This window comes from Gordonibacter sp. An230 (assembly GCF_002159915.1).
In the GTDB taxonomy this organism is placed as follows: domain Bacteria; phylum Actinomycetota; class Coriobacteriia; order Coriobacteriales; family Eggerthellaceae; genus Rubneribacter.
The window spans coordinates 86849-104155 of the sequence record NZ_NFJP01000005.1 but is presented as its reverse complement, the minus strand read 5'-3'; the positions used below and the strand labels follow the sequence as shown (position 1 = coordinate 104155).

The 17307-nt window shown below is 64.8% G+C and carries 13 protein-coding genes; 5 read left to right on the top strand and 8 right to left on the bottom strand.

Annotated features, from left to right (window positions below; all coding sequences use genetic code 11):
* On the bottom strand, positions 1-864 hold the full coding sequence (locus B5F40_RS04050) for a sulfide/dihydroorotate dehydrogenase-like FAD/NAD-binding protein (RefSeq protein WP_087193097.1): 864 nt from the start codon (positions 862-864) through the stop codon (positions 1-3).
* A 262-nt stretch (positions 865-1126) separates the two neighbouring features.
* Between B5F40_RS04050 and B5F40_RS04045 the strand changes: the two genes are divergently transcribed.
* Complete coding sequence (locus tag B5F40_RS04045) at positions 1127-2050, top strand: magnesium transporter CorA family protein (RefSeq protein WP_087193096.1); 924 nt, start codon at positions 1127-1129, stop codon at positions 2048-2050.
* A 190-nt stretch (positions 2051-2240) separates the two neighbouring features.
* Here B5F40_RS04045 and B5F40_RS04040 read toward each other — a convergent pair whose 3' ends face one another.
* From B5F40_RS04040 to B5F40_RS04030, 3 genes are all read right to left on the bottom strand, one after another.
* On the bottom strand, positions 2241-2963 hold the full coding sequence (locus B5F40_RS04040) for a uracil-DNA glycosylase (RefSeq protein WP_239442902.1): 723 nt from the start codon (positions 2961-2963) through the stop codon (positions 2241-2243).
* A 24-nt stretch (positions 2964-2987) separates the two neighbouring features.
* Positions 2988-4409: an alanine racemase gene (gene alr / locus B5F40_RS04035; protein WP_087193095.1), complete on the bottom strand. Its 1422-nt coding sequence runs from the start codon at positions 4407-4409 to the stop codon at positions 2988-2990.
* A gap of 1022 nt (positions 4410-5431) precedes the next feature.
* On the bottom strand, positions 5432-6973 hold the full coding sequence (locus B5F40_RS04030) for a helix-turn-helix transcriptional regulator (protein ID WP_087193094.1): 1542 nt from the start codon (positions 6971-6973) through the stop codon (positions 5432-5434).
* Positions 6974-7172: 199 nt separating this feature from the next.
* Here B5F40_RS04030 and B5F40_RS04025 point away from each other — a divergent pair, with 199 nt between their 5' ends.
* The 4 genes from B5F40_RS04025 to B5F40_RS04010 all read left to right on the top strand — a co-directional run bounded on the left by B5F40_RS04025 (position 7173) and on the right by B5F40_RS04010 (position 12160).
* Positions 7173-9623, top strand: a complete 2451-nt coding sequence (locus tag B5F40_RS04025) for a DMSO/selenate family reductase complex A subunit (RefSeq protein ID WP_087193093.1) — start codon at positions 7173-7175, stop codon at positions 9621-9623.
* A gap of 14 nt (positions 9624-9637) precedes the next feature.
* Positions 9638-10279, top strand: coding sequence for a 4Fe-4S dicluster domain-containing protein (locus tag B5F40_RS04020; RefSeq protein WP_087193092.1), 642 nt, complete (start codon positions 9638-9640; stop codon positions 10277-10279).
* A gap of 397 nt (positions 10280-10676) precedes the next feature.
* Positions 10677-11309 carry a 4Fe-4S dicluster domain-containing protein gene (locus B5F40_RS04015; protein ID WP_087193147.1) on the top strand — a complete coding sequence of 211 codons (633 nt, stop codon included), beginning with the start codon at positions 10677-10679 and terminating at the stop codon, positions 11307-11309.
* Positions 11306-12160 (top strand): dimethyl sulfoxide reductase anchor subunit family protein, encoded by an 855-nt coding sequence (locus tag B5F40_RS04010; RefSeq protein ID WP_087193091.1) that lies wholly within the window; start codon positions 11306-11308, stop codon positions 12158-12160. Before B5F40_RS04015 ends, B5F40_RS04010 begins: the two co-directional genes overlap by 4 nt.
* Positions 12161-13182: 1022 nt before the next feature.
* On the opposite strand, the gene B5F40_RS04005 is transcribed toward B5F40_RS04010, so the two are convergent.
* From B5F40_RS04005 to B5F40_RS03990, 4 genes are all read right to left on the bottom strand, one after another.
* Entirely contained in the window at positions 13183-13665 is a 483-nt protein-coding gene (locus B5F40_RS04005; protein WP_087193090.1) for a MogA/MoaB family molybdenum cofactor biosynthesis protein, read from the bottom strand.
* A 9-nt stretch (positions 13666-13674) separates the two neighbouring features.
* Positions 13675-14931: a molybdopterin molybdotransferase MoeA gene (locus B5F40_RS04000; protein WP_087193089.1), complete on the bottom strand. Its 1257-nt coding sequence runs from the start codon at positions 14929-14931 to the stop codon at positions 13675-13677.
* Positions 14932-15295: 364 nt separating this feature from the next.
* Complete coding sequence (locus B5F40_RS03995) at positions 15296-16582, bottom strand: uracil-xanthine permease family protein (RefSeq protein ID WP_087193088.1); 1287 nt, start codon at positions 16580-16582, stop codon at positions 15296-15298.
* A 45-nt stretch (positions 16583-16627) separates the two neighbouring features.
* On the bottom strand, positions 16628-17260 hold the full coding sequence (locus B5F40_RS03990) for a YczE/YyaS/YitT family protein (RefSeq protein ID WP_204217324.1): 633 nt from the start codon (positions 17258-17260) through the stop codon (positions 16628-16630).
* Between the last annotated feature and the right edge of the window lie 47 nt (positions 17261-17307).

The following is a 17307-nucleotide window of genomic DNA, read 5'->3' as shown; positions in this document are numbered from 1 at the left end:
CTACGCCCCCTTCCGCTCGCCGTCGGTCCCGCCGTTGCAGTCGCGGCCCTCGGCCGCCTCGCGCGCCGCGCCCTCGAAGCTGCGGTACATCACGCCACGGCGCATGGCGTCGTCGTAGTCCACCAAATGTCCATCGAAGTCCGGCCCGTCCACGCAGGCGTGCAGGTACTCGTCGCCCACCTTCACGCGGCAGCCGCCGCACATGCCGGTGCCGTCGATCATGAGCGGGTTCATGCTCACGAGCGTCTTGATGCCGTAGGGCTTGGTGGTGGCGGCCACGAACTTCATCATGATGACAGGGCCCACGGCCAGCACCAAGTCGTAATCCGCGCCCTCGTCGATACGCTGCTGCAGCGCCTGCGTCACAAGGCCCTTGTTGCCGTTCGAGCCGTCGTCGGTCATGACGATCTGGCGCGTGGAGCACGCGTTTATCTCGTCCTCGAGCAGGATGAGGTCCTTGGTGCGAAAACCCGTGATCACGTCCACCTCGCAGCCGTGCTCGTACAGCCACTTGGCCTGCGGGTACGCGATGGCCGTTCCCAGACCGCCGCCGATGACGCACGCGCGGCGCGCGCCCTCGAGCTCGGTGGGGTTGCCGAGCGGCCCTGCGAAGTCCAGCAGCGCGTCGCCCGCCTTCAGCTGCGCGAGGCGCATCGTGGTGGCGCCCACCGCTTGGAACACGATGGTGACGGTGCCCGCCTTGGGGTCGCATTCGTTCATCGTGAGCGGGATGCGCTCGCCGCACTCGTCGATGCGCAGCATGATGAACTGGCCCGGCCTGATCTTGCGCGCTATCTCGGGCGCGCGCACGACCATTCGGGTCACTTCCGCATTGAGCGGCTCTACTCGTTCGATGGGATACACGTCGCCTTCGCCCCTCTCGTCTCAGATACAAAAGCAGCACCGTGTGCGGTGCCGTTTCGTAGGGATTCCTGCAAGTATAGCAAACGCCGGTGGCCGGGATTGTTACGAGCGTGTTTCCATGCGCTCGACGGCGAGGATTCCGGGGAATTCCCACGAACGATCCGCAAGCGCCCAACAACCCTCCCACAACCGCGAGCATGTCGACGCGCCGCATGCTAAGCTGGACGAAGCGTCGAACCATCTCGTCCGAAAGAGCCGCGCCATGTCTCATGCCTACGTGCTGACGAACCGTTTCGAGCCCGTCCCCGCAAACGAGGCCGCTCCTCCCGACCGACCGGTGGTCGAAGCGCTCACATCGCGCGAGCTTGCCTCCTTGGGCCTGGCGGACAAGGACACGCAGGAGGCTTTGCATCTCCTGGCAACTGCGGAAAACACTTATCTCGACGCGCTACCCCGATGCTTCGTAGGCTCGTTTGCCGTACCGGACAAAGCACATCTTTCGCACGAGCCGTTCTGCTTTGCGTTCTACCTGGACAAGTCGCGCCTCGTGCTCCTCGACGAAGGAGACACCTGCGCACGAATGCTCGACGACATCGCCCAGCAAGACCACGTTATGCAGCCCACCGCCGCCCACTGCCTGCTCGAACTTATGAAGCTGCTCGTAAAGGACGACTTAACGTTCCTCGCAAACCTCGAGGACCGCATGGAGGACGTGGAAGAGTCGATCATCGACCGCGGCGCAGAAGGCGCGAACAAGCAGATGCTGGCGTTTCGACGCAAGCTTCTGCGCATCGACACGTACTATCAGCAGCTCGTAGATATGGCAAGCACCTTGGCCGAAAACGAGAGCAAGCTTCTCACGCAAGAGGAAAGCCATCTGTTCCACCTGTTCGAACGCCAAGCCGAGCGGCTGCTCAAACGCTCGCTCACGCTCAAGGAGTACAGTTTGCAGCTGCGAGAGCTGTACCAAACGCACATCGACATCAAACAGAACGACACGATGAGGTTCTTCACCGTGATCACCACGTTGTTCGCTCCGCTTACCCTGCTCACCAGCTGGTTCGGCATGAATTTCACGAACATGCCTGAGCTCGATTGGAAAGGCGGCTACCCCGCCGTCATCGGCGTGTCGCTGGGAATCGTAGCCGTCGAACTGGTGGTCTTCAAGCGCAAGCACTGGCTGTAGCCGACCCTCCAAGCACAGAAAGGACGAGATCGGCGCCGCATTCGCAATACGGGACTAAATGGAGTTCGAACGGTATTCGACGAATACGATGCAGGCTCTGAACGGAGTTGCGAAGCTGACTCCTCTACAGCAAGCCGACAGGCCAACCGCTTTGCGACGCAGCCGCACGCGCCAACAAAGGTGCCGGATGCTATAGCAGATGGGGCTGCTCGACATGCGAAGCGGGATCGGGCTGGGTTTCCGCCTGCCCCTCCCCTGCGTTCGAATCCGTCGGGACCGCAGGCGTGCTCAAGGCCGCCGGCGAACCCTGCGCGTTGCCCGCATCGACCTCGTGCATGCCTGCCGCAGCGTCGCTCTCACGCAAAAGCTGGCCGAGCGTCGTGAAGTCGTTCTCCAGCGCCTCGCGCTTCGAGCTGTCGTAGAGCGCGGCCGCCGGATGGAAGATGGGAAACACCTTGAAACGCCCCGCCCGTTGCAACGTGCCGTGCAGTCGCGTGATGCCGACCTCGGTCTTCAGGATGAACTTCGTGGAGAAGTTCCCCAGCGTCACGATGAACTCCGGATCGATGGTGCGCGTCTGCTCGCGCAGATACGGCGTGCACAGCTCGATCTCCTCGGGACGCGGATCGCGGTTTCCCGGAGGCCGACACTTCAGCACGTTCGCGATGAACACGTCCTCGCGACGCAACCCCGCGATGGACAAAAGCTCGTTGAGGTATTTGCCCGCCGCCCCCACGAACGGCTCGCCCTGCAAGTCCTCGTTCTTGCCAGGCGCCTCGCCCACAATCAGCACGCGCGCTGCGGGGTTGCCCACCCCGAACACGGTCTGCGTGCGCCCGTCAGCAAGCGGGCACCTGCGGCACCCCTCCACCTGCGCGCGGATCTCCTCCAGGGGAATATGCGGTTTCGGCATGTCCGTCCTCCTCCTCGGCACAGCCTACACGTACAACCGGGGCATCCGATGCGAGAAGCCGATGGCCAACTCGTAGTTGATGGTCCCCAATGTGCTCGCCATGTCGTCGAGCGTGATCGCGGCATCTCCGTCGCGCCCGATGAGCAGCACCTCATCGCCTATCTGCGGATCAAGCCGCCGACGCATGCCGTACACGCGCAGATCGACCTCGAACATGCATTGGTCCATGCAGATGCTGCCCACCTGCCGGCACCGTTGGCCCTGCAGGATGACGTCCGTTCGGCCCGACAGCCCGCGGCGCAGGCCATCGGCATAGCCCACGGGCACGGTGCATATCTTCACGCTGCCGGGGCTGCGGTAGGTCATGCCATAGCTCACGCCCTCGCTCATGGGCACGGTTCGCACATCGGTGATGCGCGCATGCACGCTCATGGCGGGCCGCAGATCGACCAGCGGCCTCGTCGCGGGAGAGGGCTGCAAACCGTACATACCGATGCCAAGGCGCACCATGTCGAAGTGCACATCCGGGTAGCGGATGGCGGCAGCGGTGTTGGCCGCGTGCACGATGCCGGGATCGAAGCCGGCCGTCCGCAGCGCCGTGATCGCCTCGATGAAGCGCTTCGTCTGGATCTGAAAGTCCAGCGACTCGGCGCTATCCGCCGTGGCGAAGTGCGTGAACGTGCCCACAAGGTCGAGCGCTCGATGGAAGCTCACCTGACCCATGAACTCCACCACCTCGTCATGACGCACGCCAATGCGGTTCATGCCCGTGTTCACCGCCAGATGATATGGAGCGCGCAGCCCGAACGCGTCGGCCGTCTCTGCGTATTGGATGGCGAAGTCGGGCGTGTAGACGCTCGGCATCACCTTGTAGGCCAAAAGCAAGGGTATGGCCGACTCAGGAGGCTGCGAGAGCACGAGGATGGGCGCGTTCACCAAGCCCTCGCGCAGCTGTATCGCCTCGTCGACGGTGGCGACGCCCAGGTAATCGACACCGGAGTTGAGCACGGTCTTGGCAACACGCACCGCACCGTGACCGTACGCATCGGCCTTCACCACGGCCATGAGGCGCACGCCCCCCTCTATGCGCTGGCGCAGGGAGGCCACATTGTGGCGGATGGCGTTCAGGTCGATCTCCGTCCAGGCCCAGCGACGGTCGGCCGGCGAGATCATGCGCAACTTCTCGGGATCGAACTGCGCGGCACCGCCCTCAGGCCGCGCATGGTCGCGCGCGTACTGGAACGCGCCCTGCGCCCCGCTGCCGAACGCGGCCGTCCCGGCCTCGTAGGCGCTAGGAACCGCCGTCGTCGCGCGCGGCCGCGCGCCGAACGCGCCGGGACCGTCCGTCAGCGGCGGCCCGCCCATCGCGTCGCGCGCGGAGACGAAGCCCTCGGGCTTGCGCTGCGAGAAGCCTGTGAATCCGTTGGGAAGCTCTTGTGCCGTCATACTGTGCGCCTTTCCTGTTGGAACGCGCATCAGTATAGCACTCGGACAAGCCCGATACGTCGGGACACACCCCGCATGCGGCGCGCAGGCGGTAAAGGAGGGCGACTGCGGCAGACCTGCGACGATTCGCCTCCCGCAAGCGTTCGGCCCTGCATGCCGAGCGCACAAACAGCGCCTCGGCCAGGCAAAAGCGGCAACCGTCGGCCGGTCAGCACGGAAGGCCCTCGAACGTTCGACCCCTCCCCCTCCCGCGTCTGATCGCCCCCCAACCCAAAAAACGGCTTCTCGCCCTTTCGTGAACGCGCGAACGCCGAAAATGGCCACGGGCCGCGCTCTGGCACGGATCGCGACCCCGACGGCTCCCTTTCGCCGCCCGAGCCTCGTCGAAGCCCCCGGTCGCGCAAATCGACTGGGCAAGCGCATCTCTATCTTGAGCCGGTTTTGCGCCAGAACGCGGCTCCGTGGCCATTTTCACGTCGCGTCTCTGCTCAACCAGAACCGACATAGGACAGATCGGCCCGATGGACGAGGCTCCGCCGACATCTCGGGAGGCCCCGCCCGTCGGGCAGGAGGGGCCTCCCGAAGCATCCAACCAGAACAAGCTAGGCTCGGAGATCAGCGACCGCAAACTCGTGCCGATCCTGTCTCAACAGAGACACCGGCCCCTTATGTCAAACCGGGATTGACATAAGGGGCCGGTGTCTTTTTAGCGCAAAATCACGGTCAAGAGCGATTTTTTGATTGGATAAAATTTCACGAACTGGCATTTCACCAAAAATGATTTCGATAGGAACGAGAAAATCGTTCTTAATCGTGATTTTGCGCCATCGCCCTCGTCGACCTCCGCTTGGCCGCCGTCGACATAGGCTAGGTCGGATCGCCGCCCTCCATCAGAGAACTCCGATTCGACCAGAGAGCCCCGTTCAAGATACGGCGAACACAATTTCGCTTCAATCCTGGTTTAGCATAGACCGCGCCGTTTTCCCGCACAGCACACGCCGCATGTCGCGCACCGCTGCGCCTCATTCGCCCAGCATGTCCAGCAGCTCCTGGCGCTTGTGAATATCGAGTTTCGTGTAGATGTGCTTCGCATGCGTGCGCACCGTGTTCTCGCTGATGACCAGGCGCTCTGCGATGCTCGCCATGCTGTTGCCGCGAGCGATGAGCTCCATGACCTCCGTTTCGCGCGTGGACAGCCCGTACGCCTCCTGCAGCTGTCGACACTGCTTTGACGTGCGGTCGCGGATGGCGCCGGCGCCGTCCGAGGCCGAAGGGCGGTTGCGACGGCGCTTGGCCGCGGGCTTCGCAGGCGCGTCGACGGACCCGCCCCCCTTCGCCCCCACCGCGGATGGCAGGAACTCAATGGGATCGGCCGACGTCGTCCCCCTCGACGCAAGCGGCCTGAACAGCGTGCCCGTGGCAGCAAGCAACGTAAGGCCCAAAACCCAGCTCGACACCATGGCGATGAAAAAGAGCCACTCGCGCCCGTCCGCCGACACGAATTCGCTCGTCCAGCCCAGCAAAAAGCCCACGCTCTGCATAAGGTACGACACGCCCCCGAAGAACCCGTAGATGAAGACGGGGTTGATGCCGCGATCACGCGACACCTGAGCGCACTGCATCATCATGAGCATCTGCACAAGGGAGAAGACCAAATACGTGAAACCAGCGAACAGGTTAAGATAGCCCGCCCCCAGAAACGGCAGCAGCAGAAACCCTGTCACGACAAGCGGGTACACCACACGGAACACCGACGTCAGTCCGAAACGGAAACTCATGCGGTACCACAGCACCAAGAGCACCGCCGCAGAAACAAACGAGCCCACCATGGAAGCGCTGTTCACCACTGCGGCTATCTCCTCATGGCGAATCGCAATGCCACGGATGACGCCGCTCGCGAACGCAAGCGATCCCACGCACAGCGCACTGCGCCAGTAGTCGGCCACCGCCTGGCGGTACACACGCGGATGCTGGCGCGGCACGTCTTCGAACATGGGTTGATCCACCTGCATCTCGCGCACCGACAACGCGATGCACAAGCCGCACAGCGGCACGAACACAAGTGGCACGAGAAACGCCGTCAACGCGATGGGGACGAGGTACAGCGCGAAGTAGACGAACGGCGCAACCGCCGTGCCCACCACGAGCCGCAAGGTCCCCACAGCCGGCGGAAGCGACGCGAAGTAGCGCTGCCACAACATGAACAGCCCCGCGCTTCCGGTCCCCAAAAGCACGCCGCCACCCGCCACCAGCGCAAGCGCCGCCGTCGCCACGTACATGGCCGCGATGAGGCACGCCGACCCACCGAACACGAGCAGCGCGCTCAGCGACACGAGCATGCGCCGTGCGCCGTGCGGAAACAGATACGCCCCCAGCATGCTCGCCGCGAACGTACCGCCGAATGCAAGCGCTTGCGCCAAGAAAAACGTGAGCGTGACTTCCGCCGTTTGGAACTCGAGCGGCAGAAACGGGAACACGCCGCCCCAGATGGACGTGGCGTTCACCGTGAGGAAGCACGCATAACCCCAACTCGACACGTGCACGCGCGCGCTCGTCCACACCATCCCGCTCTCACCCCCTCTGCCGTCCCGCTGGCAGCATGGTAGCATACGCATGATGACGAACCGATCAGAGTTTCTGCAAAGCCAAGAGGACAACCTGGGGTTTTGTCCTTAAATCACATGCACGGTGTGATTCGCCTCCCGCGCGGTTCCGGTAGTTTTGGGCATGGCGAGAGGAACAACCGAACCAAAGGAGGGAACCATGACCGCACGCGAATCGGCGCTGTCGCGCCGCACGTTCGTCAAAGGGTCGCTCGCAGGCCTTGCGCTTGCCGGGGCATCCGGCTCTGCGCTCTACGGATGCGCACCGCAAAGCCAGGGAGACGGCGCGAACGGCGCAGCCGACGCGCCCGCCGACCAGATCGCCTGGAGCCAGTGCAATGTGAACTGCGGTGGAAACTGCGTCTTCCAGTGGCACAGCCGCGATGGCAAGATCGTCTACATGGAATCCGACAACACCGGCGACGACGCCCTGCAGGCCCGCGCCTGCCTGCGCGGTCGCTCCATGCGCCGCTGGATCAACCATCCCGATCGCCTGACGAAGCCCATGAAGCGCGTCGGCAAGCGCGGAGAGGGCAAGTTCGAGGAGATCAGCTGGGACGAGGCCATCGACACCATCGCCAGCGAGCTCAAACGCATCATCGACACCTATGGCAACGAGGCCGTCTACGTGAACTACGCCACCGGCATGTACTCGTGCACGGGCAAGCAGCCCGGGCTGCGTCTGCTGGGAATGCTGGGAGGCTACGTCAACCAAGCCTACGATTACTCGACGAACATGCTTTCGGCTGCCATGCCGTTCATGTACGGCAGCGACAAGGAGAAGGGCAGCGTCTTCGGCCCCTACGATGCCTTGAACGCCTCCTCGTTCTCAGAGGCCGAACGCGCCTCCGACCTCGTGGTGATGTTCGGCAACAGCCCCGCCGAAACCCGCATGGGCGGCGCGAACGCGGTGTGGGACTTCGCCCGCGTGCGCGAGGCCGTCAAGGAGCGCGGCGGGCGCATCGTCAACATCGACTACCGCCTCAACGAAAGCTCCTCGGGCCACCCCGACGAGTGGCTGCCCATCCGACCCGGCACCGACGCCGCCCTGGCAAGCGCCATCGCGCACGAATGGGTGGTGAACGACCAGATCGACCTCGAATTCCTGCACACCTATTGCGTGGGCTACGACGAGGAGACGATGCCCGAGAGCGCCAAGGGCCAGAACAAGTCCTATCGCGCCTACCTCATGGGCGAGGGCTACGACATGGTGGAGAAGACCCCCGAATGGGCCGCCCCCATCACGCAGATTCCCGCCGATGCCATCCGCGCGCTCGCGGACGAGATCGCAGCTGCCGAGGCCCCGTTCATCGCGCAAGGCTGGGGGCCGCAGCGCCACACCAACGGCGAGGACACCTGCCGCGCCATCTGCATGCTGCCCATCCTCATCGGCAAGATCGGCCTTCCAGGCACGAACACCGGACAGCGCGAGGCGTGCCCGTCTGTCAGCCTCGTCGGCGGCCTTCCGTTCGAGAACCCGGTGAAGACGGCCATCCCGGTGTACCAATGGGTGAACGCCGTAGACCACGGCCATGAGATGACCGCCACCAACGCCGGCATCAGCGGTGCCGACAAGCTGTCGAGCGACATCAAGTTCATCTGGAACTACGCGGGCAACTGCCTGACGAACCAGCACGGCGACATCAACTACACCCACGACGTGTTGACCGACGAAAGCAAATGCGAGTTCATTTTGGTGTGGGACACCGTGATGACCGACTCGGCCAAATACGCCGACATCCTGCTCCCCGACGCCATGCGCTCCGAGCAGCTGAACATGCAGACGCAAGGCTACACCGAGTACTACACAGCCGTCGTGGTGGGCGGTCCGGCCCAGGAGCCGCCTGGCGAGTGCCGCTCCAGCTACGATGTGTGCGCAGACATCGCCGACAAGTTCGGCATGAAGGACGCCTTCACCGAGGGCAAGACGCAAGAGCAGTGGATCCAAGAGCTCTACGAAACCGGAGCCGAGGCCGACGGCAACATGCCCAGCTGGGACGAGATTCGCGAGCAGGGCGTGTACAAGCGCACCCTCGATCCGGTCATCGGGCTCGAGGCGTTCCGCACCGATCCCGAGAAGAACCCGTTGGGAACCCCGTCCGGCAAGATCGAGATCTACTCCGAGCAGCTGGCCGACATCGCCGCCACGTGGGAGCTGGAAGACGACGAGGTCATCAACCCCATCCCCGTGTTCACGCCAGGCTTCCAAGGATACGGCAGCGTGAACGACGAGTACCCGCTGTACTGCGCGGGCTTCCATCATAAGAGCCGCACGCACTCGTCGTTCGGCTTCATCGAAGAGCTCGAGCAGGTGGCGCGCCAGCAGCTGTGGATGAACCCGCTCGACGCCGAGCCGCGCGGTATCGCCGACGGCGACACGGTGGCCGTGAAGAGCCCCGCCGGCGAGATCCGCATCGAGGCGAAGGTGACGCCGCGCATCATCCCCGGCACCGTCGGCATCCCGCAAGGCGCGTGGCACAACGCCGACATGGACGGCGACCGCGTGGACACGGGCGCGTGCGTGAACACGCTCACCACGTACAAGCCCACGCCGCTGGCCAAGGGCAACGGCCCGGCGCACTCCATCATCGCCCAGGTCACGAAGGCTTAAAGGGGGAAGACGACATGACCCAGTACGGATTCTACTTCGACAGCACGCGCTGCACGGGCTGCCGCACCTGCGAGATGGCGTGCAAGGACTACAAGAACCTGCCGCAGACCATCGCCTACCGCCACGTCTACGACTACGAAGGGGGCGCTTGGACCGGCGTCGGCGACGGCACGTACACCTCCGACGCGTTCGCCTACCACGTGTCGCTGGGCTGCCAGCACTGCGCGATGCCCGCCTGCATGGCCAAGTGCCCGTCGGGCGCCATCTCCAAGGACACCGACACGGGCCTCGTGTTCATCGACGAGGAGAAGTGCACAGGCGCAGGCGCATGCGTGGAGACATGCCCCTACAACGTGCCCACCCTCGACGAAGAGACGAAGAAGGGCGTAAAGTGCGACGGCTGCGCCGAGCGCGTGAGCGCGGGGCTGAAGCCCATCTGCGTGGAGGCGTGTCCCCTGCGCGCGCTCGAGTTCGGCGACATCGAGGAGTTGCGCGCCGCCCACGAAGGCACGGTGGCCGGCATCGCGCCGATGCCTTCGCCCGACGAGACGACGCCCTCCATCGCCATCCTGCCCTGCCCCGCCGCGAAGGAACCCGGCGATGCGACCGGCGCCATCGCCAACGGCAAAGAGGTGACGGGGGTTCCCGCCGCGTAGATCGCATGGGACTAAAAGGCTTACGCGGCGCTCGTCTGTTTTCCGACGCCTCGAAAAGCCTGAGCAACCGCCCGGCATCGCAAGGCGCTTTTTGAAGAATGCGGTGCCGTGCACTGCGGTGCAAGCCCTTCGCCACGCACGAAGGCGCCAAAGGACTTGCACCGCATCACCGTCTCGCGGACGCTGAGGAAGCAATTGCCTTGCCTTCTCAGCACAAGTCCCAAAAGGACGAGGGGCGCTTGCGAGGCCGAGCAAGCGCCCCTCGTCTTGCAGCTATGCGCACAAACGCGAGGAGAACGCGGATGCGCTGCAGAGCGAAAGGGAGCCCGCCATCCGAAGGGCTCCTCGGCCCCAAATGCGCTACAATGCACCCTGCCACCATCATGAAAGCGATGCCATGCCACGAGGATTCTTCTTCGACAACACGCGCTGCACCGGCTGCCGCACCTGCGTCCTTGCCTGCAAGGATTACCAAGACCATGGCGTCGACAGCGCATTTCGCATGGTGATCGACTACGAAGGCGGCTCATGGTCGCGACAAGAGGGCGACGGAGGCGGCATCTCGGCCCACGGCGTGTTCGCCTACCATATCTCGCTCGCATGCAACCATTGCAACAGCCCCGCATGTGCGCAGGTGTGCCCTACCGGCGCCATGCACAAAGACGAACTAGATTTGGTGTGGCCCGACGCAGGCAAATGCATCGGATGCGGATACTGCACCATGGCCTGTCCCTACCATGCGCCGCACATCGACGCGCACCTCAAACGCTCAAGCAAATGCGACGGATGCCGCAACCGCGTGGCGCAAGGCGCGCGGCCCGTCTGCGTCGAGGCGTGCCCCTTGCGCGCCCTCGACTTCGGCACGGCCTTTGAACTGCACGAACGTCACCCCAATGCCGTGCGATCCATCATGCCGCTTCCGGACAAAAACGCGACCAGCCCAAACCTCTACATCCAGCCTTCGCCTGCCGCGCTCGCAGCCGAGGACGGAAAGGGGCGCATCGTCAACCGCAAGGAGATCGGCCTATGACAAGCGGGTTCGATGCGTTTTCGCTTGCGCTGTTCACCACGCTCGCCCCAGCGGGCGCGGTGGCGTTCGTCGCGCTTGCGCTCGCGAGGCTCGGGGCGGCTGGACGCGAAGCCGCTATGAGACTCGACCGCGCGGTGGCGCTGCCGTTCTCCATCGCGCTCGGAGGCTTCATCGCCTCGGCAACGCACCTCGGCACCCCCGCCAACGCGCTGCACGTGTTCTCGGGCATCGGACGCTCACCGCTGTCGAACGAGGTGCTGGCCGCCGTGACGTTCCTGCTTCTCGCAGGGTCGTACTGGATGGCGTCTTTCAAAGAGCGGTTCCCCGATGCGCTCGCACGGCTCTGGCTTCTGTTCGGCATTGGCGCGGGATGCATGCTCGTCGTCTGCACGTCCCTCGCGTACGCAGTGCGCACCGTGCCCACCTGGGACACCCCGTTCACGCCAGCGAACCTCGTGCTGGGGGCGCTTTTGGCAGGGCCCATTTTGGGGCTGCTATGCCTGGAAGCTGCCCGCGTCCAGGCACGCGGGCTGGAGACGGCGCTCGTCATCATCTCGTTCGGTGCGCTCATCGCAAGCACCATCATTTTGGGCATGCACGCGGAAAGCCTCAACGGCATCGCGAACAACGAGTACACGGCAGCCTCGCTTGCCCCGCATTACGAAACCGCCGTTGTCGCGCATTTCGCGCTCGGAGCGCTCGGGGCGGGGGCGGCCGCTTGGTCGATTCGGCGCGCGCAATCAAGGCGTCTCGCGATGAGCCTGCGCATCGCTGCAAGCGCCCTCATGCTGCTCGCCGTCTTCATCACGCGCATCGGCTTCTACCATCTCCACATGACCGTGGGATTCTAGCGTCCTCCTTCCCCTCCCATACCCTCCGACGATCCCCAGAACCCCTGCAAAATAACAGCTCGCCAATTTGCCGCTCCATCCGAGCGCGACCTCCCTTACGTCCGTTTTTCGAGGACTTCGCATGCACGAGCACTGGAAATAGAAATGGCCGCAAAATCCCGCACGCCGCGCGACACCCCGCCTCATCGCAGCAAAACACATCCCGCTTTCAATCCGTTCGCCCACAAGACCGGCCACAACTCGATGGCAAAAACGCGGGTCTCTGTTAAGCCTGGATTGACACGAACCCGCGCTCGCCTATTCTCGAGCCGGACTTTCTCCGGTCGGACGCTTCGCAAGGCCCCTCCCAGTCCGACGGGCGGGGCCTCCTGCGGCGCCGACAGAACCTTGCTCGACGAGCCAACCCAACCTCTGTCAACAGCGGTTTAACAAATACAAAAGCCGCCCTCTGTCGGAAATTTGCGTTTGGTGAACGGTTTCGGGACCGCGAGAAAAGCGGCGGGAAGAAGCCGGAAGAAAAAGCCCAGGCGATGTCGTTCCGCATGATCTCGGCAAAGACCAAAACGCCGCCCCAAGCAGCAAAACCGTTCACCAAACGCAAATTTCGACAGAAACGACCACGCACCGCGCCAAGCCAGGATCAGAAAGAGAACCGGAAGGCCCGGCATGCCGCAATTCGAATCTCGAGTCCAAAAACCTCACGCGAGCAGACGACCGGACTTACCAAGCAGCTCCGGCAACCTCGGTTCGAAGACCTCCCTTACCAGGATCGCCCTTGCCAGTCCCGATTTAAAAGTCGTCTGCCGCGCCAACCGCCAAGCCAAAGTCGGCAAAGCGCAAGCAGCCACCCCAAACGACTGGGGAGGCCCGGAATCCTCACGCTACGCCAACCGCAACGCTCCTTCCAGCACCGACGCGCAGACCCCCTCCCCGAGTTCGCGCACCGCGCAGCACCCATGCCCCATCGCGATTTAGCCGCCCTTTTCAGCCCCTTCTTTGAGGGAAGACCCCACCTCGAAGTCTCAGTGCCCGCCGCCGGCCATCATCTTGACGGCGTGCGATAGCGCGGCCACGATGCCGTCCCAGTTCTCGCGCGCGGCCTTTTCGCTCCCCGGCAGGTTGATCACAAGGTGGCGCCCCCGCTGCATGCACACGGCGCGCGAGAGCATCGCATAGGGGGTGATGGCCAGCGAGTGCGCGCGCATGGCCTCGGCGATGCCGGGCACGTTGCGCTCGCATGCGTCCATCGTGGCCTCGGGCGCCACATCGCGCAGCGAAAGGCCGCTGCCGCCGCAGGTCAGCACCACGTCAACGTCGGCCTCGTCGCACGCGCGCACGATGGCCGACGCGATGAACGGCCGCTCGTCGGGCACCACCACATGGCTTTTGCACTCCCAACCGTTCTCGGCGATGAGCGCTTCGAGCGCCGCGCCCGCCGTGTCCTCTTTCATGCCGCGCGTGTCAGAGCACGTGATGATGGCGAAGGTGATGGGATTCTCGGACATACGGCCCTCCTACAGAACGATTTCCTCGGACACGTCGAGCAGCACGCATTCCACCACGGATCCCGCTGTACGCGATTCCAAGCCCTCCGGCAAGATGGCCATGCAGTTGCTGCGCTGAATGGGGCCGAACAGCCCCGAGCTTTGGTTCTTCGCCGGAGTCACCACATAACCGCCCGCCTCGTCTTTGGAGAGCGTCGAGCGCAAGAAGACGCGGCGAGGATCCCTTTTCTTCGCGTCTGTCGCAAGGCGCGCCTTCACGACGGGCCGATCGAAGCGCGAGAATCCCTGCATCTTGCGCAGCGCCGGACGGACGATCATCTCGAAGCCCACGTAGGCCGCCGCCGGGTTGCCGGGAAGGCCGAACACGGGCGTGCCGTCCACGAGGCCGAACGTCTGCGCCTTGCCCGGACGCATGTTCACCGTGGTCATGAGCAGCTGACCCAGCTCCTCGACGACCGGCTTGATGAAGTCGAAGTCGCCGTTGGACGCGCCGCCGCTCGTCACCACGAAGTCGTACGATGCTGCCGCGTCGCAGATTGCGGCGGCAAGCGCCTCGTGCGTGTCCTCCACGATGGGCAAAACGGTGGGCGCGGCACCTGCGGCCTGCGCGCATGCGGCCAGCGCGTAGCTGTTCGAATTGCGGATCTTGCCGGGCGCGGGCACCTCGGTGGGCGCGACCAGCTCCGACCCTATGGCGATCACCGCCACGCGCGGGCGGCGATACGTGGGCACCTCCACGATGCCGCAGCTTGCGAGAAAGCCCACTCCGGCTGCGCCAACAACCTCGCCGCGCCCGACCACCACCTCGCCTGCGCGTGCCTCCTCGCCCGCCTCGCGCACGTTCGCGCGCACGTTCGCAGGCGCGTGGAACGCCACGCGGCTGCCAGGCTTGCCGTCGCCCGACACCGCCTCAACGATCTCGTACTTCACCACGGCATCCGCATCGGCGGGCAGCGGCGCGCCCGTCATGATGCGCACGCACTGGCCGGCCCCGATGACGCCCTCGAACACCTCTCCCGCCGCCACCTCGGCGACGACGTCCAGCTCCACGGGGGACTCCGGCGAAGCCCCGGCCAACTCGGACGCGCGCACCGCGAACCCGTCCATAGCCGAATGAGCGAACGGCGCGATGTCGATGTCGCTCGCCAGGTCGGCCGCAGCCACACGGCCCACGGCCTCAAGCACGGGCACCGTCTCCACCGGCAGCGGACCGACGTGCGACAACACGAGCGCACGCGCCTCCTCGAGCGAGATCATCTCCGACATGGCCTTCCCTTCCCGCAGCATGCGATGCGTCTTCGCCGCGGCCTCCGAGCCGCTTTCACGTATATGCTGGCGAGCATTATACCGCTGTCAGGATGAAAGCGCTGTGCCATCCTGTGAAAGAGAGTCCGCCCACGGCTTTCGCATCCTCGCACTCCCGCCCGCGGACTCAGACGACCGCCCGCCCTCGCAGTCAGGCCCCGCATCCGAATCCGGGGGAGTCGGGCACGAACGCAGGCGCCTTCGTCGCATGCGCGCAAAACCCGTTCCACGCGGCAAAGCGGCAAAGCCGCACGGCCCGCCCCGCGACGTGCCCTTCGCGCACGGTCCGCCAGGTCCGCGAGAGGCCGGAGCACGACTCGCGCGCCTATTCGGCAGCCTCCGTCGGCCCATCGCCTTGGGAGCGCGGCAAGGCGAGGTTCAAAACGACGCCCAGGATGGCGCAGGCCGCCATGCCGGGAATGGAGTAGTCGCCCAGCGGTATGACGATGCCCGCGCACTCCATGCCGATCCCCAGCACCAGCACCGACGCCACGATCATCAGGTCGCGCGAGTCCGAGAAGTCCACCTTGTCGGGTGTGAGCATGCTCATGCCGTTCGTGGCTATCAGGCCGAACAGCGCCAAGGACACGCCTCCCATAACGCACGAGGGAACGGAGTTGACCAGCGCCTCCAGTTTGGGGCAGAAGCCGCCTACGATGAACGCGAACGCGCCCGCGTACCAAAACACCTGCGTCGAGTACACGCGCGTCACGCTCATCACGCCGATGTTCTGCGCGTACGTGGTGGCCGGAGCCCCGCCCACAAGGCCCGCCACCGTGGTGGCCAGGCCGTCGCCCAAAAGCGACCGGGACAGCATGCCGTTGTAGTTCTTTCCCACCACCTGTCCCACCACCAAAAGATGTCCGATATGCTCCACGATGGCCACCAACGCCACAGGCGCTATGAGCACCATAGCGCTCGGTTCGAACGTGGGGAAGACGAGGCTGGGAAGCCCCACCCACGGAGCCTCGATCACCGGCGCGAAATCCACCAACCCGAAGCACACGGCGGCGATATAACCCACCACGATGCCGATGAGCACGGGGAAGGCCGCCCACATCCCCGGCAGGCACGACGTGGCCACGATCACCGCCAGCGAGATGAACGCCACCACCGCACCGCTGGCCACGAATCCGCCGCCGGAGTCGTACCCGCCGTTGAAAAACGACATCTCCACCGCGTCGGAGGACAGCCCGAGCCCGATGACGATGACCACCGGCGCCACCACCACTGTGGGCAAAAATCGATCGATCCATCCCGTTCCCACGAGCTTGACCAACCCCGCCACGCCCATGTACACGACGCCCGCCGCGACGATGCCCCCGCACGCCGCCCCGATGCCGCTGCTGGCCGCCACGATGGCGATGGGCGTGATGTAGGCGAACGACGACCCCAGATAGCTGGGAATCTTCCCGCGCGTGACCAGTAGATAGAGGATAGTCCCCACGCCGGAGCACATGATGGCCAACGACGCCGACATGCCCGTGAGATAGGGCACGAGCACCGTCCCGCCGAACATGGAGAGAAAATGCTGAACGCCGAGCAGCGCCGCCTGCGGAGGAGCCACCCGGTCGTCCACGCCTATCGTGAACCGCTTTCTCGCACCAACCATGTCGCAATCGCCTCCTTCTCGAACGCGCCGAAGCGAGCTTCGGCGTCAGTCTCTGCAGCCCAAAAGCCATCTTCGCGCCAACCTCGCCGAGCGTTGGATGACAGGACCGCTCGCCAGCATCATGCACACCGTGCACAGACCGAGCTCCCCTCCCAGTAGAACGCCGAGCGCCACCACCGCGGCATCCGACACCACGCGCACGCGCCCTACGGGCCAGCCGTTCTTCTCGGACAGGGAGAACGTGACGGCCTCGTAGGACCCTCGACCGGTGTCGGTGGATGCGTACAGCCCGGTGCCCGCCGCGAACAGCACGATGCCCGCCGCCATGAGCGCCGCATCGGCGAACGGATGCCCGACGTATCCGTGAACGCCCGAGAACGCGTCCACGAGCAAGCCGTACACCACCTGGTACAGCACCGTTCCCAAGCCGATCTGACGTTTGTCGTAGGCCAGCGAGAACGCGATCATGAGCGCCGCCACCGCAAACGACGCCTGGCCCAGCGTCAGGCCGAACGTGCGCGCGACGCCCTGCCACAGCACGGCGAGCGTCCCGCCGCCGAACCCCGCCCCTATGGCCAACGTTATGCCGTATGCCGACACCGCCGACCCCGCCGCCACGAGCGCGAGGCGCCGAACCGGCCGCGCCCCGTCCACGCGGGCGGCGCGGGCAAGCCCCACCAGAGCCCTCCGCGCCCTCCCTTCCGCATGTCCTCGCTCGTCAAACA